The organism is Viridibacillus sp. FSL R5-0888, from assembly GCF_038009105.1.
GTDB lineage: Bacteria > Bacillota > Bacilli > Bacillales_A > Planococcaceae > Viridibacillus > Viridibacillus arenosi.
On record NZ_JBBPAU010000001.1, the window covers coordinates 3,532,806 to 3,554,677 of the forward strand.

At 33.0% G+C, this 21,872-nt stretch carries 20 protein-coding genes, 1 tRNA gene and 1 pseudogene; 12 read left to right on the forward strand and 10 right to left on the reverse strand.

The window, feature by feature from the left end; translation table 11 throughout:
• Positions 1-4: 4 nt before the first annotated feature.
• Positions 5-1,582, forward strand: coding sequence for a two-component system sensor histidine kinase NtrB (locus MKY02_RS17655; RefSeq protein ID WP_076065458.1), 1,578 nt, complete (start codon positions 5-7; stop codon positions 1,580-1,582).
• 185 nt (positions 1,583-1,767) lie between these two features.
• Here MKY02_RS17655 and MKY02_RS17660 read toward each other — a convergent pair whose 3' ends face one another.
• A complete protein-coding gene (locus tag MKY02_RS17660) occupies positions 1,768-3,159 on the reverse strand; it encodes an aldehyde dehydrogenase (protein WP_076065459.1) in 1,392 nt (463 codons plus the stop codon).
• A gap of 190 nt (positions 3,160-3,349) precedes the next feature.
• Between MKY02_RS17660 and MKY02_RS17665 the strand changes: the two genes are divergently transcribed.
• The 3 genes from MKY02_RS17665 to MKY02_RS17675 all read left to right on the forward strand — a co-directional run bounded on the left by MKY02_RS17665 (position 3,350) and on the right by MKY02_RS17675 (position 6,415).
• Positions 3,350-3,502 carry a hypothetical protein gene (locus MKY02_RS17665; protein ID WP_164491924.1) on the forward strand — a complete coding sequence of 51 codons (153 nt, stop codon included), beginning with the start codon at positions 3,350-3,352 and terminating at the stop codon, positions 3,500-3,502.
• Positions 3,503-4,037: 535 nt separating this feature from the next.
• On the forward strand, positions 4,038-6,206 hold the full coding sequence (locus tag MKY02_RS17670) for a YhgE/Pip domain-containing protein (RefSeq protein WP_210402664.1): 2,169 nt from the start codon (positions 4,038-4,040) through the stop codon (positions 6,204-6,206).
• 136 nt (positions 6,207-6,342) lie between these two features.
• A tRNA-Val gene (locus tag MKY02_RS17675) sits at positions 6,343-6,415 on the forward strand.
• 122 nt (positions 6,416-6,537) lie between these two features.
• Here MKY02_RS17675 and MKY02_RS17680 read toward each other — a convergent pair.
• Both MKY02_RS17680 and MKY02_RS17685 read right to left on the reverse strand, forming a co-directional pair.
• Positions 6,538-6,780, reverse strand: coding sequence for a tyrosine-type recombinase/integrase (locus MKY02_RS17680; RefSeq protein ID WP_412104687.1), 243 nt, complete (start codon positions 6,778-6,780; stop codon positions 6,538-6,540).
• Positions 6,781-7,209: 429 nt separating this feature from the next.
• A pseudogene (locus tag MKY02_RS17685) lies at positions 7,210-7,400 on the reverse strand (RidA family protein); the annotation flags it as partial.
• An 80-nt stretch (positions 7,401-7,480) separates the two neighbouring features.
• Here MKY02_RS17685 and MKY02_RS17690 point away from each other — a divergent pair.
• Positions 7,481-7,837 carry a hypothetical protein gene (locus MKY02_RS17690; protein WP_038183458.1) on the forward strand — a complete coding sequence of 119 codons (357 nt, stop codon included), beginning with the start codon at positions 7,481-7,483 and terminating at the stop codon, positions 7,835-7,837.
• A 203-nt stretch (positions 7,838-8,040) separates the two neighbouring features.
• On the opposite strand, the gene MKY02_RS17695 is transcribed toward MKY02_RS17690, so the two are convergent.
• Positions 8,041-8,181 (reverse strand): zf-HC2 domain-containing protein, encoded by a 141-nt coding sequence (locus MKY02_RS17695; RefSeq protein WP_425318989.1) that lies wholly within the window; start codon positions 8,179-8,181, stop codon positions 8,041-8,043.
• A 277-nt stretch (positions 8,182-8,458) separates the two neighbouring features.
• Here MKY02_RS17695 and MKY02_RS17700 point away from each other — a divergent pair, with 277 nt between their 5' ends.
• Positions 8,459-9,772: a DUF2252 domain-containing protein gene (locus tag MKY02_RS17700; protein ID WP_038183455.1), complete on the forward strand. Its 1,314-nt coding sequence runs from the start codon at positions 8,459-8,461 to the stop codon at positions 9,770-9,772.
• 401 nt (positions 9,773-10,173) lie between these two features.
• On the opposite strand, the gene MKY02_RS17705 is transcribed toward MKY02_RS17700, so the two are convergent.
• Positions 10,174-10,722: a DinB family protein gene (locus MKY02_RS17705; RefSeq protein ID WP_076065461.1), complete on the reverse strand. Its 549-nt coding sequence runs from the start codon at positions 10,720-10,722 to the stop codon at positions 10,174-10,176.
• 543 nt (positions 10,723-11,265) lie between these two features.
• A complete protein-coding gene (locus MKY02_RS17710; RefSeq protein WP_143691276.1) occupies positions 11,266-11,523 on the reverse strand; it encodes a hypothetical protein in 258 nt (85 codons plus the stop codon).
• Between the two features lie 303 nt (positions 11,524-11,826).
• Between MKY02_RS17710 and MKY02_RS17715 the strand changes: the two genes are divergently transcribed.
• The 4 genes from MKY02_RS17715 to MKY02_RS17730 are packed head-to-tail and all read left to right on the forward strand — an operon-like array spanning position 11,827 to position 13,989.
• Positions 11,827-12,132, forward strand: coding sequence for a YfzA family protein (locus MKY02_RS17715; RefSeq protein ID WP_038183448.1), 306 nt, complete (start codon positions 11,827-11,829; stop codon positions 12,130-12,132).
• Between the two features lie 15 nt (positions 12,133-12,147).
• Positions 12,148-12,519: a GntR family transcriptional regulator gene (locus MKY02_RS17720; RefSeq protein WP_038183445.1), complete on the forward strand. Its 372-nt coding sequence runs from the start codon at positions 12,148-12,150 to the stop codon at positions 12,517-12,519.
• A gap of 5 nt (positions 12,520-12,524) precedes the next feature.
• Positions 12,525-13,391, forward strand: a complete 867-nt coding sequence (locus MKY02_RS17725) for an ABC transporter ATP-binding protein (protein WP_076034062.1) — start codon at positions 12,525-12,527, stop codon at positions 13,389-13,391.
• Entirely contained in the window at positions 13,384-13,989 is a 606-nt protein-coding gene (locus MKY02_RS17730) for an ABC-2 transporter permease (RefSeq protein WP_076034063.1), read from the forward strand. The genes MKY02_RS17725 and MKY02_RS17730 overlap by 8 nt, the downstream gene beginning before the upstream one ends.
• Positions 13,990-14,442: 453 nt before the next feature.
• Here the strand turns inward: MKY02_RS17730 and MKY02_RS22085 are convergent, their stop codons facing one another.
• Positions 14,443-14,742 carry a TIGR04104 family putative zinc finger protein gene (locus MKY02_RS22085; RefSeq protein ID WP_076065463.1) on the reverse strand — a complete coding sequence of 100 codons (300 nt, stop codon included), beginning with the start codon at positions 14,740-14,742 and terminating at the stop codon, positions 14,443-14,445.
• Between the two features lie 235 nt (positions 14,743-14,977).
• Here MKY02_RS22085 and MKY02_RS17735 point away from each other — a divergent pair, with 235 nt between their 5' ends.
• On the forward strand, positions 14,978-15,610 hold the full coding sequence (locus tag MKY02_RS17735) for a hypothetical protein (protein ID WP_076034065.1): 633 nt from the start codon (positions 14,978-14,980) through the stop codon (positions 15,608-15,610).
• 165 nt (positions 15,611-15,775) lie between these two features.
• Positions 15,776-15,943 (forward strand): hypothetical protein, encoded by a 168-nt coding sequence (locus MKY02_RS17740; RefSeq protein WP_168170721.1) that lies wholly within the window; start codon positions 15,776-15,778, stop codon positions 15,941-15,943.
• A 228-nt stretch (positions 15,944-16,171) separates the two neighbouring features.
• Here the strand turns inward: MKY02_RS17740 and MKY02_RS17745 are convergent, their stop codons facing one another.
• The 3 genes from MKY02_RS17745 to MKY02_RS17755 all read right to left on the reverse strand — a co-directional run bounded on the left by MKY02_RS17745 (position 16,172) and on the right by MKY02_RS17755 (position 21,629).
• Positions 16,172-16,765: a hypothetical protein gene (locus MKY02_RS17745; protein WP_076065464.1), complete on the reverse strand. Its 594-nt coding sequence runs from the start codon at positions 16,763-16,765 to the stop codon at positions 16,172-16,174.
• 1,486 nt (positions 16,766-18,251) lie between these two features.
• Positions 18,252-20,534, reverse strand: a complete 2,283-nt coding sequence (locus MKY02_RS17750) for an RHS repeat domain-containing protein (protein WP_445329614.1) — start codon at positions 20,532-20,534, stop codon at positions 18,252-18,254.
• 822 nt (positions 20,535-21,356) lie between these two features.
• Positions 21,357-21,629 (reverse strand): hypothetical protein, encoded by a 273-nt coding sequence (locus MKY02_RS17755; RefSeq protein WP_038183377.1) that lies wholly within the window; start codon positions 21,627-21,629, stop codon positions 21,357-21,359.
• Between the last annotated feature and the right edge of the window lie 243 nt (positions 21,630-21,872).

Consider the following 21,872-nt stretch of genomic DNA (forward strand, 5'->3'; position numbering starts at 1 on the left):
CTTTATGAAGCACTCTACTATTTTACGTAAAAGAAATCAATTTGTACTGTTTTTATTTACAACTGGGATCATTATTCATGCCATTATTAGTAGCATCCATTTGATAAATTATGATGTACCTTTCCCCCTTACGGCAAGCATTTATTGTGCCATTTTACTTATTTGTTCGGCACTGCAGATAAATGAATATGTAATGAAGATATTATTAATTATCGGATTGAATGGTTCCATCATATTATTAATAATGCAAACTAATTATATTTATTTCTTAGTATTTCTTATTCTACTACTTTTTCTACTAGCTATATATCAATCACTTTGGATTAATTTATCGATGTTTATCGTTACTATCATTCAGCTTGTTTTTCTAATAGAATATCGCTACACAATTTTCCGTAATTCTATAACTGATACAGATATTGCTCTTTTTACTATAATCTTATTTACTGTCGCTATTATCGGTTTTATGCAAACAGTTTATATCAATAATTCTTGGAAAAATATGGAGAATCATTCAGACTCCTTAGAGAAGGCATTCTTATCAAAGGAAGCTTATTTAAATTTATTTTTTGAAAATGCAAAAGACAGTATAGCTGTTTTTGATTTAGAGAATAAAATCATTACGGTTAATCCCGCATTCGAGAAACTCTATGGATGGAAAAAGAGAGAATGTATTGGAAAAGCTGTTCCTTTAGTAGCTCCAGAGTATATAAACTTAGCAAAAGAACGATGCAATCACTTATTGAGTGGTGGGAGCTTCGATATGCTTGAATCAAAAGATATGAGAAAAGACGGCACTTATTTCGATGCACAAATGACGTTATCTCCTATTTATGATTATAATGGCAAAATTATAGCTACATCAGTTATTACGCGTGATATTTCATATAAAAAAGAAGCTGAAAAACTAATCATTCAATCGGAAAAGTTAAAGGCGATAGGAGAAATAGCTGCAGGTGTCGCACACGAAGTACGAAATCCACTAACTGTTATTTCTGGTTTTGTCCAAATGATGAAAAACGATAAAAATTCACCATATGCATTTTATATAAATTTAATTGATGAAGAAATTGATCGCATTAACTTAATTATAAGTGAGTTTTTAGTTCTTTCAAAACCTCATGCTATGCAACCAAAAGTATTCCAAATCGATAAAATCATCTCAGATATTCTGACTTTATATTTGCCTGAATTACAATTAAAAAACATTGAACTCATTCAGAATTGGAACACCAATAATATGATGATCAAAGGTGACGCCAACCAAATTAAACAAGTTTTTATTAATATTATAAAAAATGCAGTAGAAGCGATTGAAAAAGAAGGTAACATTAGCGTTACTATTGAAAAAACAGCCAAACAATTTTGTAGTATCTGTTTTACTGACGATGGGGGTGGCATGGAAAAAGAAGTTGTTGAACATATTTTCAAACCCTTTTATACGACAAAAGCAGAGGGTACTGGTCTTGGAATGATGATTACAGAGAAAATTATTCAAGAACACGAAGGTCAAATTACAATTGATAGTGAATACGGTAAAGGTACTAGTATTACGATTAAGCTACCTTGCGTTGACGTTTAATTTACATAAAACAGCATTTCTATTGGTTATAAGCCTTTAGAAATGCTTTTTCTTTTATCAATTAATTCCACTAATAGAACAAACAGAATACAGTCACGCTGAGTTTTAATAATCTCAATCTTTACAGAAAAGATAAGAACACCTATCAGTCAGTAAAATCGACTAATAGACGCTCTTTGCCACTCTTATCTTAAAATGGTTTTTACTAATTTCACCTTCTGTTTATACGGTGGGAATAATAAATTATTTGCCAGCTTCGTTGACTTTTTCAAAATAGATTTTGGATGTGTAAAGCATTCAAAGCTTGCCTTACCATGATAAGCATTAACGCCTGAATTGCCTACTCCACCAAATGGTAAATAAACACTTGCTACATGAGTTACTGTATCATTCACACAACCACCACCAAACGGTAATTCATCGAGGAAATATTGAATCGCTTTCTCTGTTTCCGAGAAAAAGTATGCCGCTAATGGTTTTGGATATTGTCTAATTTGTTGAATAGCTACTCGCAAATCATCGTAAACGATAATCGGTAAAATCGGCCCAAATAATTCATCTTCCATAGAAGAGCTATTCCACGTAATATTTTGTAGAACAGTCGGCTCAATATATAAATCATCACGATCATAGTTACCACCAAATAATACTTGGCTCTGCTCACGCTCTATTATACTCTGCAAGCGATCAAATTGACGCTCATTAATAATACGGCCATAATCTGGACTGTCTTGCGCATCTTTGCCGTAAAATTTTTGAAGAGTCTTTTTCAGTATACGAATAAAAGGTACTTTTACTGACTCATGCACTAATACATAGTCCGGTGCGACACATGTTTGACCAGCATTTGTAAATTTCCCCCATGCAATACGCTTCACAGCCACTTCTAAATTCGCTGTTTGATCAACAATTGCAGGACTTTTCCCACCTAGTTCAAGCGTATGTGGCGTTAAGCGTTCTGCTGCTGCTTTCGCAATGATTTTCCCAACAGCTACACTTCCAGTAAAGAAAATATAATCAAACGAAGCATGTATCAAAGCAGTTGTTTCTTCCTTTTCTCCTTCCACAATACGCAGATAATTTTCTTGGAACGTTTCTTGTATTATTTTTTTTATAATTTCAGCAGTATGTACAGATGCTTCAGAAGGTTTTACAATTGCTGTATTACCACCAATAATTGCCCCGATTAAAGGTTCCATTACTAACTGGAATGGATAATTAAATGGTCCAATAATAAGTACAGTCCCATATGGTTCTCGAACGATAAAACTTTTCCCTGGTTGGAAATGCAGTGGCGTTGGCACAGATACTGGCTGTAACCATTCTTCTAAATACTTTTGCATATAGCTTATACTATCTAGTACAATCCCTACTTCAGTGGAGTAAGCTTCGAATTCACTTTTTCTTAAATCTTTGTGCAGTGCTTGTAAAATTTCTTTTTCATGACTGACAATTGCAACTTTTAACTTTTTTAATTGTTCTTTACGGAATGCCAAGCTTTTTGTAGCACCTGAAAAGAAAAATTTCCGTTGTGCTGAAATCATCGTTTCTACATCTTGGGTATTAAAATTAGCCATTAATAAACCTCCAATTTATCGAAATATTTATCTAATTTTGTTCATAAGCTTGCATAAATACATTGTGATTTATCCATAATAAAAGTGTTACATAATTTCATAAGAAAAAGAGCCTTATCTAACTCAAATTGTACCATTTTCAAGAAGGTTGCTGTCAAATGTTGAAGACTTCTAAAAGGGGGAATGTTACATGTTGAAAACAGAAACATGGTGGGAATCAATTTTCACAGGGCCATTAGCACATGGCATACATCCGCAAAAACAAGAGGAATTAGAGGACGAATCTTTTTTATTTTTCCAGTATAATGATACAGCCTCGGAAGAAAATGATCAGCCATCTTGAATGAAGTGTAGCAAAGTGAGCTGTCTGAATTAAAAGGACAGCTCCTACTTTATAGATATATTTCTTAAACAACTATTTAAATAAAGGTCTTAATAACAATCTAGCTACTACAACAACGTATGTATAATAATAGCCTACCCAAACTGTAATTGGTATAGACATCTATTTGTCAAATTTTAATTCTTTTCATTAGATTCAATTAATATCCGTTTACTACCTCGCCATGTCCTTCACATAGTAGAAAATTATTTGCCACTACTTCACTAATTTCATCTCATATTCAACTATCCACCACCTACAATTACCATGAATCTCGCCTTAAAATATCGTTCTTTTACACTTCTCCTACTCTACTTATAAAATCACATGTCATTTTAATCTTATTACACTAAACTCCCAGCTCCTTATTTCCCTATTTTAAACCAAAAACCTATAGACATTTTCAAATTTATCGCTAGAACCTTTTCAAAAGGGGTATGCAATTATAAAGAGATATTATTCTCACTCTTTTTCTTTTTAACATAGGAGGACGGACATGAAAAATATATGGGAAATTTATAAGCGGGATATTAAAAGTATTTTCTCTAACTGGGTAGCCGCAGTAATATTAGGCGGGCTTATTATTTTGCCTTCATTATATGCATGGTTGAACATTGCAGCTTCATGGGATCCTTATGCGAAAACTTCTCAAATTCCCGTCGGCATTGTAAATGAAGATGGTGGTGCAAAGATACAAAGTCAACATATTGATGCTGGAGAAGAGCTCGTTGCTACGTTACATAAAAATAATGATATGGACTGGCAATTTACAAATCGTAAAACAGCAATGGAAAAAGTTCGAAACGGTGATTTTTTTGCGGTAATCATCATTCCAGAGAATTTCTCTAAAGAGCTCGCTACAGTTGTATCAGATAAGCCACGAAAAGCGGAAATAGAATATTATGTAAATGAAAAAATCAACTCAATTGCTCCAAAGATTACAAGTAAAGGTGCAAGTGTACTTGCTGAAGAAATGAGTAGTAAATTTATTGGCACAGTAAACGGTACAATCTTTGAGATGTTCAATCGAATTGGAATAGAAATGCAAAACAATTTGCCAGATATCGAAAAATTTAAAAATTATGTTTTTACATTAGAAAAAGATTTGCCGGGCATTCATACAGAATTGAAGAAAGCACAAAAAGATGCTAATTCTGCAAGTACTATGATTGGCGATGCTCAAAATGAATTTCCACAAGTAAAAAAACTAACAGAAGATGGACTAAATACAATTGAGAACACATTAACCTTCTTGACACAAGCTGAAGGTCGCCTTAATGATATGAGTCCAAAAATTAAAGAAGATTTACAAACTGTCCAAAAAATTTCTACTGATGCAAATACATTGTTAAAACAACTACAAAATACTAAGATTGATTTTACTGAGGTAAATAATGCAAAAGAAACGTTAGACAATCAGGTTACGTCTGCCATTGATAAAGTATCTAAAGTTGAACAAGCATTGGCAGATCTAAAGCAATTCAACGATGAAAATAACATTCAAGACCAATCACAACTACTCACGTCGGCAATTGAACGTACAAAAAATTTAAAGGCTTTATTAGTAGAAGCACAAACAAATGCCCGCAATATTAACGACGTACTTGCTGGTAAAGAACAAGATGTTGCTGATGCAGTCAACTCAATACAAACTATTGCACAAAACACTTCTGTCGAGCTCGACAGCTTCATCAAAGAATATACTCAATCTATTGAACCAACTGTTTTTAAAGCTATTAATGATGCCCAAAACACGTTATCTACTGCAAAGAATAAGCTGACTATAATCCAAACTCAATTACCCGAAGTTGTGCGTATCATTAATAATACCGATGGCTATATCTCAGAGGCGAAATCTGGCCTCAATACAGCTCTCGGACAATATCCTTATGTGAATACCAAGGTTAAAGAACTTGCTAATAAAATCCGGGACTTCGAAAAAGAAACGGATTTAAATAGCGTCATTCAATTACTTATCAACGATCCAAATGCGGAGAAATCATTTTTTGAGCAGCCTATTAAGCTAAACGAAAATGCCCTCTTCCCAATCAAAAATTACGGAACAGGTATGACACCTTTCTACACTGTTTTATCCATTTGGGTTGGTTGCCTACTTTTAATTTCACTACTTTCAGTAGGAGCGAAAAATGAAGAAGATTTTACCACCCGCCAAATATACTTCGGAAAACTACTCACATTTTGGACCATTGGCATACTCCAAACACTTATCATTACTATGGGTGACCTTTTCATTCTTAAAGTGTCTGCACATAACCCTGTATGGTTCGTCCTATTTTGCCTATTCATCAGTCTCGTATTTATGAGCATTGTCTACACTTTAGTATCGGTTTTCGGAGATGTTGGAAAAGCACTCGCAATCGTTCTTCTTGTACTTCAGCTAGCAGGCTCAGGCGGTACTTATCCCGTTGTTTTACTACCGAAGTTCTTCCAGGTGATTAACCCATACTTACCTTTCACATACGCTATAGGAATGGCTCGAGAAGCTATAGGCGGAATCATTTGGAATAAAATATTAGTGGATGTCATAGTACTTGGCATAGTTCTCATAATAGTTCTGTTATTCGGCGCCATTCTCAAAAAACGTTTAAATGTCATTACATCGCGTATGCTACTTAAATCCAGAAAATCTGGGTTATTTCACTAAAAAGAGGCTAGTTAGGTTATGTTGACCAAACTAGCCTCTTCTATTTTATTGATGAAAACAATGATTGACTTTTACTGTTTGGCATCTTATGATATTAAGTAATTATTACATAAATTTACGAATTAGAATTTCTCCCGATTCCTTAGCTCAGCTGGGAGAGCGCCACCTTGACAGGGTGGAGGTCGCTGGTTCGAGCCCAGTAGGAATCATCTTCTGAATAAGCCCTCAAACGTTGATATATCAATGTTTGAGGGCTTATTCTTTTCACAATAATTCCACAACACACCTCAACATTTCTAATTTGTCCGCAGTTTGTCCACAGGATTATTCCTCACCATTTATCGTTACTATCAATGGCATTGTGTAAAATATCTGCAATACCGTCATCGGAATTTGGTAATAAATGTGCATAAAAATCTAATGTAATTTTAGGATTTCCATGACCCAATCGACTAGAGATTATTACAATATCTACACCTTCAGAAATAAGAATAGATGCTTGTGTGTGCCTAATATCATGGAATCGAATATCTGATACGCCTGCTCTTTTTATAATTTGCTTCATTACACGAATAACATTTCGCGAATCTTAAAGGTTTCAGTATTTGTACAAATCATCAAGTCATAATCTTTGTACATTTCCCCCACTAGTTCTTTCCAGTCATCTTAAATTTTCTCTTGAATACTTAATTCATTTAGAACAAAGTCTGGAAAAGGAATTTGCCGTATGGCATTCTTCGTTTTAGGAGCTGTATACATATAACCTTCTTCAGGAATAGAAACTAACGACCGATTAACGTGGATAGTTTTTTTATTGAAATCAATGTCGCTCCATGTTAAACCTAAAATTTCTCCTCGCCTCAAATCACTACAACATAAATGCTAAAAATACCATCTTGTTCAACTAACCTACCCCTTTAGTTGAATAAGAAAAAAGAGCGGTCTGAACAGCTCAACAATCTTCTACTAAAGCACCTGTTAGTTCATTAAGGGGTATATAGTATTATTCAACCTCTTTACACGCCCAAGCATCAATTTCAACTTTAAAAGCAGGTTCAGCTAAAGGAAATACATAAACCATTGTTGTACACGGAAGGTGTTCACCAAGAAAATCACTTATAATTTTCTTCTTTGAATAGCTTCTAAGTCACCAACTAAATAAAATACTAACTTCGTTAAATCATTAACTTTCATTTCATTACCTCACTGTCCATACAACTTTTTTAAAGCGACATATCATAAGTAATAGGTAAAATGAAAGGAGGTTGATAGATATGACATGTAAAAACTTCAATCACAGCTGCCCTGATAGACCACAAGAGGAAACATTAACTTTCTCAAATTGTACTCCAGTTTCAGGTTCAAATCCCCCTACTAGTCTGAACACAATTTTACACGTAGATGATGAGATTACAGCTGTAGTTGCTTTTTCCCTTGAAAATACTGGGGATAATGACATCCATTTAACAGTAACATTCAGTGATGGCGACCCTGCTTTCACTAATACAGTTGAAGTTGGTTCTTCGTTAGCAGGCGTTTTTGCTAATGTTAGAGAAATCACAATTCATAGTGATGGATCACCGATAACTGGCATTTTCAAATACCAAATCACTTATACTTTCGACGTATAAGTAAAGAAAAATGCCCGACTGTTGGACTACCGTCCTTCAGCCGGGTTTTCTTAATTAAAAGTCAACTTTTTTGCCGCTACTATATCTTTATATCTTTTTCATCGAAAAAAATGAACGTATTTTTTCAATATTAATTATTCTATACTTTCTTCGCCTAACTAGCCCCGTTAGTTGAAGAAGAAAAAAAGAGCGGTCTGAACAGCTCAACAATCTTCCACTGATAATTTAATATCAGCTTGAATGCTGTCTAATTCTATTTTACAAATTTCACACTCGACAAGGTGTTCTTCTACCATTCTTTTGCTATCATCACTGCATACGTTGTCATAATACAATGGAAGCAAATCTTTAACTATTTCACATGATACTTTACTCCATTCTAGTCCTCCTTCAGCAAGTCTTGAATTTTACGTTTTGCTCGGTGAAATGTGACTCTCGCCCAACTTTCTATTCTCTCGAAAAGTTCACTAATTTGTTTAAAGGAAAGTTCTCCAAATACTTTAAACGTGCTTCCATATAAAAAAACACATCTACTCAATGGATAGATCAATAGCGTGGAAGTTATAAATAAAGTAAACTATTTATAAAGTAAAATTTATACAATTAGGGAGAGAGAAACTGATGGTGAACCTTGGAGAACGTGTCGAGCAAACGAAACGTGATTTACGAATGGAGACTCTAAAGAAGATATTAGTAGAATTTGATCAAAAAATTATGGGGCATACAGAAGAAAATCGCCAGTCAAAGTATGAGAAAATGAAACAAAGTCCGTTTGTTTTTTTCCGTGGCAGTGCATATTTATTTTATTATGATGTAACAAATCATTGGTTTCCATATCATACGTTAGAGAGCAGGCCTACATGGATTCAAGGGGATTTGCATTTTGAGAATTTTGGTGCATTTCACAATGAAGAAGGGAAGCTAGTATTTGATATTAATGATTTTGATGAAGGTTACTTAGGTTCTTATTTATATGATTTATTGCGCATGTCTGTTAGTGTCGTGCTTGTTTGTCGTCAATTAGGTTATGAAGTAAACAAGCAGATTGACGTGGTAGAAGCATACCTGCAAACGTATCATAAACAAATGTCGCGATTTCAGACCCGCAAAGATTTACCAAATACTTTTTTTGTGACAAAGAAAAAAGCAAACGGAGCGATTCACAAGTTATTAAAAAAGCTAGAAAAAAGAAGTGAGGCACATTTATTAGGTAAGGTTACTTCCAATTTTCAATCAGAGCGACAGTTTGTGGAATCAGATGAGATTCAACGATTAAGCGATGCGGCGAGAGCAGAGATTGAAAAAGTTTGGCCTCAATATTTAGAAACCGTAGAAAAGATGAATGATGAAACGAAGTACCGTATTAAAGATATTGCGATTAAGCATGGATCAGGAACAGCCTCCATCGGATTAGATCGTTTTTATATTTTAATAGAAGGTGGACAACAAAAAGAAGATTTAGATGATGTAATCTTAGAGATGAAAGAGGTTAGGGTACCAATTCCTGCTTATTTTATGCCGTATAATAAAGAGTTTTGGGAAACTTTTTCATATCAAGGGCAACGCGTGATTATGACACAACGAGCAATGCATCATCAAGCGGATCCTCATTTAGGAAATGTGACGATAGATAACCGTGATTTTTACATACGCGAACGTTCTCCGTACAAAAAGAAATTAAAACTAGAAATGATGAAAAGTCATGAGGACATGATAGAGACCGTTGAACAAATGGGACGAATAACAGCAAAAGTCCATGCTCGGGCAGATGCGGATATTAATGAAGGTATCCTACCTTATCATAGTGAAGACGAGATATTAAAAGCAATTGGTGATGATGTTGACGGATTTGTTCATTACCTTTCACACTGGGCCATTTCATACGCGAACCAAGTAGAGCAGGATTATAAATTCTTTATGGAGTATAAGAAATAATTGGGTTAATCACCAAAAGTAGTGGTGACAAAATTAAAAAGCTAATGGTTAAAAAATACCATAACAATTAAAGATTTAATTTCTTCTTCAACTAACCTGCCCCTTTAGTTGAAGAAGAAAAAAGAGCTGTCTGAACAGCTCAACTATCTTCTACCAAAGCACCCGTTAGTTCAATAAGACTCTTATTATAGTTTCGGAACTAATACCCTATGGAAGAAAAAATATGCTAACTCGCTCCTGTTGAAGTCTAATGCTATAGGTAACTGTAGGATACAGTAGAACAAAAGGAATTGCAGATATGAAAATCAATCATAAACACAAGCCCTATTCTTATTAAACTAAAGCACCCCGTTCGCATTTTAAGGAATTTTCAAATGAAATATCTGTTTTATAGGTCAATATCAATGTAAGTTATAATATTTTTTGCATAATAAAAAATGATGTTTTTCATGTATTCCTAGTATATCAATACATTGTATTAAATTTGGATAATGAGCTATTGGATCGGGGTAACGTATATGTCCAGCAATGTTATCACTAATATTAGAAAGTATTTTTTCTAAATGCCTAGTTTCGCTATCTAACTCGTTTACTATCCAATCAAATGGAATTTTCTCTTTAATACCTTTTGGTGGCACTAAAACAAAAGGTGCTTTCATAGGTTTATTGTGTTTTTCTTTATATTCAGTGAATATATCTTCACTATGAAATTTGTATGACTTTCCTCTACTTATTGTAGCAATGGGCTTTGAAATCGGTAAATACGGTTTGTTTAACTGTCTAAATAGTCTAACCATTAAGTATAAATGATAATATGTTTCTCCAAAAGACCACTTGTCTTCTTGAGGACGTTCCCATTCTTTATTTTTAAAATTTTTTAGCTCATTAGTAAATTCTTCTCGTTGCTCATAAATGACGGTGAAATAATTTTTCATGTACCTACTTTCCATAACGTCTCCTCTAAATATAATCTAAAGTTTATTTATCATACCTCATTTAGAGTATAGCACAATGAAATCCCATTATTTAACTATCTATCATACACATTATTAGCTAGTTAGTTGAATAAGTAAATTCCTCTTTTGGTTACAGAGTAGGTTCGTACTTTTAAGTTAGTCCTCGTCTATGATGTAGGCGTTATTCCAAAGCCAATCTCGGAAAAATTCCTCTACTGCTTTTTTCATTGCTTTATCGTTCATATTCTTATCAATACCTAATTCTTGTAAAGTGACCTCCTCTTTATCATATTTTATAGTAACTGACAGAAGTAACTGTTTTACTCATTTATTAATCATCATGTTCCCAACAAATTTTAGTTCTAATATTACTAAAAACCTCCTGGATTGCACCTCGTATTGAACTATACTGCTGTGTTAGATCAATAAAGAAAAAAGAGCTGCATATGCAACTCAATAATCTTTAATTAACGCACCCCGTAAGTTGAAGATGAAACTATTTTTCATTTATTAATCCCCCTTTTGACTGATAAATTTTCATGACTTTCCTTGTTCAGTTCCTGGATAATACTCCACTTCACAGTAGTAGTTACCTTCTGCTACTCCTTGATAATCCTTAAGAAACATAATGCTATTTTTTCCAAAGTTAGCTTCCGTATGTCCTCCTCTTGTAATATCGAATATGACGATTTTACAATCCCCTTTATATTGTTTTGCCTTTTCAGCTAAAACGTAAGGCAGATCGAACAAAAAATAAACAAGGACCCTGATAGGAACTCTGATTTTCTTTTTCAATTTATAAAAATACCAAAAATCACACACTTAAACAAAAGAAGCACATCATTTTTGATTACTCTTTTTCAAAATAGAGGTTTCTTTTGTTGAATTCAAGTGGACTTTGTTTTTAAAATCGTTTTAATTTTCTTTCTTTTCAAATGATAATAGTTGCGTGACGTTTCACGTATGTATATAATGTGAATATAGTATATATACATTATACAGGGATGAGGGTAATTATGTGCAAATCGTTCTTAAATGACCTTTAAAGAAGGAGTAACAACCGACACACTAACACTCTAAGAGAGGAGACGTGTTCAAATGATAGGCATAGAAAAAACTCATAATATTAATCTGGCAAAACGCTGGATGATCACCATTGGTATATTTTTAATTGTTCAATTGATCTTTATCGCCGTTGATGGTACTTTCCTGGAGCCAAACATAAACGATAGTGGTACCTTATTTGCCAGGTTAGCAAGATGGATTTTGGACTTGAAGCTCTTTACTAAATGGATTGCCCCTTATTCCTTTCCATTTTTTAATATGTTCATGACAATTCACGTTATTGCTATACTGATTCAAGCAGTATATGACATTATTTCAAGTATGTTTTCAAAAAAATAAAGAAGAGGGATTAACATGCAAATTATTATTTCCAACAGTTCAAAGGAGCCGATTTATGAACAAATTACGAATCAAATTAAGTCGTCTATTTTAGCAGGTGAACTACAGGAGGGTTCAGCAATACCTTCCATGCGTAACCTCGCAAAGGATTTACAAATTAGTGTTATAACGACGAAACGTGCCTATGAGGAATTGGAGAAGGCGGGCTTTATCTATTCCATTGTCGGGAAAGGTTCTTTTGTCGCAGAGCAAAATTTAGAGGTTATAAGAGAGAAGAAGCTAAAGGTCATTGAGGAGCAGCTGAGTGCGGTCATAACAAATAGTAGAGAAATTGGCCTGTCACTTGATGAGTTAAAGCAATTATTGAAGATTTTATACGAGGAGTGAAGTGAATGGAAAATGTGGTTGAATTAAAAAATGTAACGAAGCAATTTAAAGAATTTTCCGTTAATAATATTAATTTACAAGTGAAGCAAGGCTTTGTAACTGGATTCATTGGAGCAAATGGAGCTGGTAAGTCGACAACGATAAAGATGATGATGAATCTATTAAAGCCGGATACCGGAGAAATTAAGCTTTTCGGGTTGGACTACAAGACGCATGAGAAGGCTATCAAAGAAAGAATTGGATTTGTCTACGATGGCAATATTTTTTTTGAAGGGCTGAACATAAAAGATATAAAACGTATAGTTGCACCAGCTTACAAACAATGGGATGATACTTTATTTTATCAATATGTTGAACAATTCAAATTACCGCTTAATAAAGCGATCAAAACTTTCTCAAAAGGGATGCAAATGAAAGCTTCATTGGCAATAGCACTATCACATCATGCAGAGCTGATTATCATGGACGAACCAACAGCAGGCTTAGACCCCATTTTTAGACGAGAGCTATTGGATCTTTTACAGGAATTAATGATTGAAGGTAATCGTACCATTTTCTTCTCTACGCATATTACAACAGATTTAGATCGTATCGCAGATTATATAGCTTTTATGCATAATGGGGAATTAGTATTTAATCAGTCCATTCACGACGTAGCTGAAAACTATGCACTCGTTAAAGGGGGAACGGATCTTCTGGATAGAGACACGGAAAAGGACTTTGTTCATATTCATCGTTCATCAACAGGATTTGAAGCATTAACGAATAATATTAAAGAAGTGAAAAATACTTTCGGAGACACAGTTGTCATTGAACGCCCCTCTCTGGAAGATATCATGTATTACTTGAAAGGCGGTATACACCATGTTTAATTTAATCAGACGTGATGTCATACTACAGAAAAGGCAACTATTATTATTTATTCCTTTTATCTTATTCTTTATCATTATGGACGCACATCCAGCTTTGACTTTTCTCATTGCCAGTATTTTTATTCCCTTTAATACTTATGCTTACGATGAAAAAGTAGAGACAAACATATTATTAAATTCCTTACCTTATACACGTACGGAAATAATCGCATCACGTTATCTTGGTGCTATTGTTTATATGGTTTTAGCAATTGGGGTGACAAGTCTAGCATTATTTACTTTCAATAAACCGTTTACGATGATTGATATTGCGATTGGTAGTAGCTTATTTTTATTATTTGCCGCGATTACCTTTCCATTATTTTATATATTAAAACCAGGCTATATTTCAACGGTTGTAATGATTAGCTTTCTCCTTTTAGCAGCTATAGGACCGGCTATTGTATTGTTTTTAGCTGAACATTTAACAGCAATAACTGATTTTATTGTTAATTTATCCGTCCCGGTTTTATATACAGGAGCGACACTTGTTATTATATTAGTCTATTTTATTTCTTGGGGGACTACCACTGTTATATATCAACGAAAGGCGTTCTAAGTAGGTTCATTTGATTTAACTTTAAAATATAGCCTTGTAAGATATATTTTTTATCAATTTTTATAATTAAGCTACAAATTGTTGAATGACAAAATAAGTCGGGAACTGACGATATTCTGTCATTTGATAAAACAATTATTTCCCTTAAGGCTTGGTCCGATTGATTGGATCGAGCTTTTTTGTTCTAGAATCAATGGCAACAAGGTCATGTAGTAGCCAATTGTAATCTTAACTAAATTTCCCTTCCCTTTCTTTTATCATTATCTTATTGAACTAACCTGCCCCTTTAGTTGAACAAGAAAAAAAGAGCTATATGAACAGCTCAATAATCTTTTGCTAATGCCCCCGCTAGTTCAAGAAAGGAAAAAAGAGCTGCCTATGCAACTTAATAATCTTTAACCACAGCACCCCTTGGCTTAATAAGAGAAAAATCTTATTTCACCATAAATATATTCAGTATTCCGGATTGTACTTCGCAAAATAAGGAAGTAACAAAAACAAAAAAACACCATATATAATCATTATCGAAAAAGTATAAGAAATGGATAACGATAATTGAGTTGATATTATAAAGCCAAATATCCACAATGGTATAACTGACAAGAAAGACAATATAACCCTTGAAAAGAATATTATCCTATGCTCCGTGCCACATTGATTGCATTGAATAGGTCTGTGTGCTAAAAAAAGAGATTTAAAGATTATACTCCATTTAAATTGAGTATTACATTTATCACATTTCTGTAATCTCATATATTCATCGCCTCCTATGTAAGAATCATTACAACAATCTTACCAGTTTTACCGTTTAAATTGGGTTTAATATACAATTCATTTTTCAACTAATCTGCCCCGCTAGTTTTATAAAGAAAAAAAGAGCTGCATTTGCAACTCAATGATCTTCAACTAAAGTTCCCCGTTAGTTGAACAATTATGTCCAATCCTCCTTATTCCTTTTTCATATATTAAGAAAAAAGTAGGTGAGAAAATGAGTCATGATGGACATAACACTTCACGCAGAGAAAGAGATAAAGAAAAAATAGATTCAGCACATCAAGCGTGCATTGACCGCGCTTATCGTATTCCCATATTTTTAAGTACGACAACGCATTTAAATGACAACCAACAACGGTTTCTAAACCGTCTAATTTTGGAGATTGAGAACGCTTTGCTTTTTCCGCGTACATTGCCTCTAAGCGAAAGTTATCCCGAATCGATTTTAACGGATATTCGTCGGTTAGTTTCATCAAGTTATGGAATGTTGGCAGTCAACCTTCGTCGGTTTAAAGTTGAAACAGTCGAGGTCAATACCGGACCCCTCCCACCACCCACTCCGGTCTGGGAAGGTTCCGTTTATTCGCAAGTAGAACCCTCAATGGCATTTCAATTTGGACTTCCCTTATTATTAGTCAGGGAAGAGGATACAGACGCAAATAACGGAATTTGGGCAGGAGGAATTGCCCCGCTCAACCTATTTATCGTGTGGCATTCTGAAACACAAACTGTTGAACAATTCTTTAAAACGCCCGAATGGAGATCCGCCTTTGCAAATTGGTGTGCGCAAGTAAGAAATGCCTTTTACATTCAGACAGAACCTAAATTTAAATATAGATGTGATTGATCCTTTAGCTTGGCCAGCACTGTTAGTTTTCGCCTTCTGAAGAAACGTTAACTTTATACATCTTTTGAATCGGTATAGCCTCATGTTTCATGAGGCTACTTTTTATTTAAACTTGTTCACTTTCCAGATTCCTCTCTAGATAGAGGGTAAATGAGGAATATACAGATGACTACTTACTTAACTGACTACGCCTATTTCACAAACAAAGACTACATGGAAGACGCGGTGAAGCTTCACATTTCAGCACACTGGAACAACATGAACAACTTAATGGAAAAAAAACCTCATTTACTTATGATTCGGTTCACTGAAATTAATGTTAATTTGTATTGATTATTTTCCCTCGTACGTCTATCTCTATAGGTAAATGATTAAACAAGGCTGTTTTCATATAGATTGTTGCTCTAAAAAAATAAAGTTAAAGTTGATCCTACACATTTTGTAGATTAACTTGGTCTTTATTTTTTGATCTTTAGTAAATCCTTATTAAACTAAAGCACCCGTTAGTTGAATTAGAACAGCGACACTTATTAAACAATCGAGCCCGATTGCTTCAAACTTTTATTTATGAGATATTTCATAAAAAACGGTGGTATAGTAATCAAAACCTGCCCAGAAATCTCCTTGTAAATTACCTAACATCCTTTGCAAATCACTTCTCGAAAAATATTTTCCGTTTCTTATAAATCTAATACTTTCCTCCAAGTTAAGGAAATTATTTATGCTGTCAACCATGTATACTCTTTCTTCTCTGGAATAATCTCCTTCAGAAACAAGGTCTAACAGGGTATTTCTTGCCTGTTGTACATCGAAAAGCATTCTATCCAGTTTATCTTTATCAATTGTTTTGGAGTCCGTGCCGATCAGCCATTCTTGTTCAAAAATCGGAAGAATAAATTGAGTTCGATTTACCGTAGGATTGTAATTAACACTTTCTAAATCCTTTTTTAGATCCTTCTCATAGGCAGCTTTAAACTCGGCAATCTCTTCTTCGTAGGTTTTGCCATTATGGGTACCCGAACCAGGATGATATGTAAAGCTTTGATGGATGCTAAAAAGCGATAATGGATAATACCAAGATATGAAAGCTATAGCAAGTACAATAAATACTCCTGAGCCTATCCCCCAGACCTTCCTTTTCCGTTTTGTATTCATATAAATCCCCTTTATCTTCAGATTAATCGGCTTGTTTATTCAGATGTTTATATAACAATATTGCCCGATTGTTGAACACAAGTTAAACAATACTCTTCAACTAACCTGCACCGTTAATTGAAGAAATACTTTGCTAAAACTGAAATGTAGCGCTGATTATAATAATCCACACGATTAAAAGAAATGATGTTGTCATTAAAAAGGTATTTATTGAAGTTTTTTCATCCGTTTTTATCTTTTTCAATATACTAACTAAGTTTAAACAGAAAACAATACTCAAAATTGGTGCTATGTATAAACCAATGTCATCTAACAGCCTGAAAATCATAAATTGCAACTCCATTCAACTTATTACTTATAATTTAGATTCATCAATAAGAAAAAAATATGCTAACATAATTAAATTTTAGCATATTTTCTAATATATAACTTAATCTTTCGAATTGAAAATCCTATATTAATATTATGTATAAGTTTCTCTTCTTCAACTAAACTGCCCCGTTAGTTTAAGTACATTTTTTCACAATCTTTATCGTGATTTACTTACATATCTAATTTTGCCAAGAGCAACACCTGTAAGTGTGATTGTAGTTTTGTTAATAACACGTTCAGTGTCATTACAAAAAAATAAAAAGCGTCTAAACCCTTGATACACATGAATTTAGGCGCATTATCTTCAATTAAAAATATCAAGTTAATATTCTTCTTCGGGATCAACTCGGTCATAATGATATTAAAACGACTTCACTTTATACCAACATGGCAAACACTGATAGTCAAAAGGTTTTGGATAAAATGGAACTAAAGCGGAAAAAAATTTAATTCAAATGTTGTGGGCTAGAAACAAATTTTAATTAAAACCATGCTACTAACATTGATTTTACAACATAAAAAACGCTCGTATTTGAAATAAAGATTGATCAAAATACGAGCGTTTTATTTTGTATTGTTGGAATTTTCATAAAAAAGATTGATTAAAATATATTAAAAATGTTATTAAACCCACATTAGACTTCAAAAACAAATACTATAGAACCCTCAATTGGTTTAGGGTATCCAATAATAAATGCATATGAGAAAATATACAACAATTTAACATTAATGATGTTTCCTTTGTTAATCCACCTTCACAATAATATACATTAGTTCCCACTAATTGCAATTATAATACCTATAAGTGTATAACAAATTAAAACTCCAAGTACGTGTATTTTAATGAATTTATTTGGTTTGCTATTTTCTTTTATGCTAATCATGATTATAGCTATTGATGACAAGGCAATAAATAAGATTGAACCTTGAAAACTTGAAGATTTCCAACTAATAGTTAGTATAATCACTGATATATAATTCAACAATATCAATACTTTCTTTAATAAAGAAACGTTATTATAATGAATCTTATTAGTAAATGATAAGAGCAAAACTATAAAAATAATCAAATATAAAATACATTCTAAAAGATTAAGATATAAAATTTTAAACCCTACCTTCTTTTTCCGAAATTAATATAATCTACTTTGATTATTGGTCCCCAATATACAAACTGTTTAGCTTTTTTTGTTACAACACTGAAATAACGTGTTAGTACATATACTGCTATAAAACCAACTCCCCCCATCATATTTAAGATGAATGTTGTAATTGTTGCAGCAATACCAACCGCAACAGATTTGTATACACCGAATTTAGTTATATAAGAAACTATCTTCATTTCCACACGTTTTTTTAAATAGTATGATCTTAATGCTTTCACAGCTGCATATATTCCATATCCACCAGCTATTAGTCCAATAATGGCATTAATACCATTTGCTAACATATCTGTTCGAACCACTTTCCAACTACTTTGACCATTAGGATCTACGTTCATCACTGGACTATTATTCGCATAATTGTATCCATTCTGTGATAGTGGTTCATCCACATCACCAGGATGTGGATCTAGCTCTAAAAATGCGCCATTCTCTGGATTATAATAACGAGCTTGTAAATAGTAATTCTTCGTTTCATCATCATAATAGTACCCTGCATAACGTATCTGATTTTCATTTGCTATAGTACCTTCGACTGCTAAAACATTCCCGTACGCATCATATTGATATGAGCCTACTTCTTTATCTTCACTGTCACGAATACTTAAGATATCACCACGGTGATTTGTAATGAATTGATAAGCATTCGTTTCAAAATCACCTACATCATTTTTCGCTTTAATAATCATACCAAGTGGTGTATGGCCATTCCACTCGTATGAAAGGTACTGTGTGATTTCTTTATTTTCTTTGACAATTTCCAAATCTAATACTTCATCATTATAGAAGTATTCATGTGTTGTAGTTCCTATTGTTTTTGTTAAACGTAAACCATCTTCATCATAAGTATAGGCTGCGATAGCTTTTCCAGCAGACGTTTTGACGGTTGTTAATTGTTGACGCTCATTGTACGCATATTTATAGTTTTCATCTTCCAATAAATTGCCATCGGCATCATATTTGTATGCTGTGTCATTTTTCGTTGTAATTTGGTTAGCATCATTGTACTCGAATGTATATTCTTTATCTTTCAAATGGGCCTTTTTACGATTACCAACTTCATCATACTTATACGTATTCACATCACCATTTGGTAATGTTTCCTTCGTTAATTGCTCATTTTTGTCGTATTCAAAGATTAAATCGTTTCCATTGACTGTTTCTTTTGAGATATTTCCATTTTTCGTGTATTCATATTGAATATCAAATGGCTGTTGTGTTTTGCTTGTGTACATTAGAGAGCTTAAATTATTCGCATCATTATATTGCGAAACTTGTTTTAGTGTACCATCATTTAAGTTGAGTATACTTTGATTATCTTCTGTATTTTTATCATATTGATAATCGTGTAGCGTATTATCACCAACACCATATTTCACATGATCGATATCATCACTATTATTTTTGAACAATGTTTCTTTTAACACAGATAACCCTTTATCATACGAAGTTTGACGTTTTGTTACACGTTCTTGCTCGTCATATGCAAACGATTGAGTGAATAAGCCTAGTGTATATTTCTCAACCAAATTAGTTTCAGTTGTATAGGCGTATGTTTTTAAGCCTGTTCCATCTTGTGTAACCTTACTTGTCTTCCCGTTTTCATCATATCGATAACTTGTTGTTGAGATGATATCTCCTATTGGATTTATCACCTGAACCGTATCAATTTGACCGCTTTCATTATAATTATATAATCTTTTAATACCTGAAGGTAAAATAGATTCATTTAATTCGCCATTGATGTCATAACCATATTGGAATGTCATCTTAGGCATATCTATTATTGTTACTTGGTCATTCTTATTATACTTAAATGATTTTTCACGAAGTAATGCATCTGTTAACTTCGATAAATTATTGTTAACATCATATTCATAAGCTGTTTTATGACCATTACCATCTGTTATTGATGTTATAGAATCTAAATAGAGAGGATCGTACTCGTATGTTTTTGTATGGCTCTCTCCATCTATTTCTTCTTGTTTCTGTCCATAAATAGTATAAGTCACAGATGTTGTATTGTCTTTTTTATCTGTATCTGTCACTTTATAATTGTCATCATCATAAGATACAGCTTCATACGTGCCGTTAGCATATAATATTTTAGTCATTCGACCAAAAGCATCATATTCGAATTTAGTTGTCTCACCTTTTACAGTCGAAGAAATAAGAGAAGGACCTTTATACGAATTCGTAGTTATTTCGCCATTTGTAGCAACCGTTTCTGTCAATTGATTTCTAGCATTATACGAATTCGTTGTTGTTCCATCAGTTGATTTAATTGTTAATAAATTCCCATCCTTATCGTAAGTTTTTTCTTCAGTCGTGCCATCTGGATTTGGATGTGATGAAATGGAAACAATTCATATTCCAATCGCCGCTGAACGTCTTATTAGTACTTACAGTAAAGGCGTGGTGAACAATTTGAGGGCTTTTATTCACTCGATTAGAGTCAAAAAAATTAACAAATATTGATCAACGTCGTAAAAACGTTGTGGTTATATAATGAAAATTAAAAAGATTATTTCCTTCTATATATCTAAAGCAATCATTATTTGTACTATTAATATAATTTGTCCGTACATGCTTTATTTATTCTATGAAGTTATTAATAAAACAACACTAATTAAGATCCATAAGGTTCCCCAAATGATTGCACGCTTCAAACTAACTAGTGAAGATATAAAATTCAGGAATAATATACATAGTATCAATACGAAGAAACCACGAAGTATATTCGATAATCCATCTTGTTTATCTATAAAAATACTAACCAACAACAGAATTCCAATAATTAAAACTAAACTTAAACTTAACTTCTGAAAAAGTCTATTTTTAAAGATTTTTTCAAATGAAAAAGCAATAGCAATGGTTATCAATAAGGTAACGCTCGTATAAAATAAAAATTCACTCATTTTTTTCACCCTTAATAAAATGTTATATATTCATAATCTTTCTTTGTTCAAAAAAAGTAGAATTGCTTAATAAGTTTATTAAAAATGGTTAACCATTATAAATAGTTAACCGTTTAGCTGCTCATTAGCATTTATTTTTCATCCCAAAGTAAATAGAACAATAAATACAGCAATTACAAGACAAATTACAAAAATTATCTTTTTATTCTTAATGTGGTTAAAATAGTCATTCAAATTACCAACAATCAGTAATAGACAAACAAATAAAAAAGCTAAGAGAACCTTTGTTGATAAATTAACAGAGATTATTATTGGTTCATCAGCTATCGCCAAAATCCCAACAAATATAATTAAAGTAGACACACCCAAATAAATTAGTATTGAATATAAAAGTTGTAATTGTTTATGCATTAAAATCCCTCTTTATTTTTTATTTCTATATTTCCAAGTGTATCCATAAGAAACTCCAAATCCGAAAACAGCTATATCACCCCAAGCAAGATTAGCTTTAACAACCATCAATGCCATTCTCGCCCCACCAATTTTACGAGCAGTTTTTTCATTGAATTCTTAAGTTGGTTTTTAAATGAGCACTCACTAAAGTCTGAAATGTTCTATCTCCATAAATTTCCATTAAAAATAGTTTCCTTCTTT

Excerpts from the sequence above, each read along its gene's own strand:
- MKY02_RS17655 (WP_076065458.1), top strand. The coding sequence starts at position 5 with ATGAAGCACTCTACTATTTTACGTAAAAGAAATCAATTTGTACTGTTT.
- MKY02_RS17705 (WP_076065461.1), bottom strand. The coding sequence starts at position 10,722 with ATGGAAAGTAGGTACATGAAAAATTATTTCACCGTCATTTATGAGCAA.
- MKY02_RS17690 (WP_038183458.1), top strand. The coding sequence starts at position 7,481 with ATGACATGTAAAAACTTCAATCACAGCTGCCCTGATAGACCACAAGAG.
- MKY02_RS17665 (WP_164491924.1), top strand. The coding sequence starts at position 3,350 with ATGTTGAAAACAGAAACATGGTGGGAATCAATTTTCACAGGGCCATTA.
- MKY02_RS22085 (WP_076065463.1), bottom strand. The coding sequence starts at position 14,742 with ATGAGATTACAGAAATGTGATAAATGTAATACTCAATTTAAATGGAGT.
- MKY02_RS17715 (WP_038183448.1), top strand. The coding sequence starts at position 11,827 with ATGATAGGCATAGAAAAAACTCATAATATTAATCTGGCAAAACGCTGG.
- MKY02_RS17745 (WP_076065464.1), bottom strand. The coding sequence starts at position 16,765 with ATGAATACAAAACGGAAAAGGAAGGTCTGGGGGATAGGCTCAGGAGTA.
- MKY02_RS17730 (WP_076034063.1), top strand. The coding sequence starts at position 13,384 with ATGTTTAATTTAATCAGACGTGATGTCATACTACAGAAAAGGCAACTA.
- MKY02_RS17740 (WP_168170721.1), top strand. The coding sequence starts at position 15,776 with ATGACTACTTACTTAACTGACTACGCCTATTTCACAAACAAAGACTAC.
- MKY02_RS17660 (WP_076065459.1), bottom strand. The coding sequence starts at position 3,159 with ATGGCTAATTTTAATACCCAAGATGTAGAAACGATGATTTCAGCACAA.
- MKY02_RS17670 (WP_210402664.1), top strand. The coding sequence starts at position 4,038 with ATGAAAAATATATGGGAAATTTATAAGCGGGATATTAAAAGTATTTTC.
- MKY02_RS17735 (WP_076034065.1), top strand. The coding sequence starts at position 14,978 with ATGAGTCATGATGGACATAACACTTCACGCAGAGAAAGAGATAAAGAA.
- MKY02_RS17755 (WP_038183377.1), bottom strand. The coding sequence starts at position 21,629 with ATGCATAAACAATTACAACTTTTATATTCAATACTAATTTATTTGGGT.
- MKY02_RS17720 (WP_038183445.1), top strand. The coding sequence starts at position 12,148 with ATGCAAATTATTATTTCCAACAGTTCAAAGGAGCCGATTTATGAACAA.
- MKY02_RS17725 (WP_076034062.1), top strand. The coding sequence starts at position 12,525 with ATGGAAAATGTGGTTGAATTAAAAAATGTAACGAAGCAATTTAAAGAA.
- MKY02_RS17700 (WP_038183455.1), top strand. The coding sequence starts at position 8,459 with ATGGTGAACCTTGGAGAACGTGTCGAGCAAACGAAACGTGATTTACGA.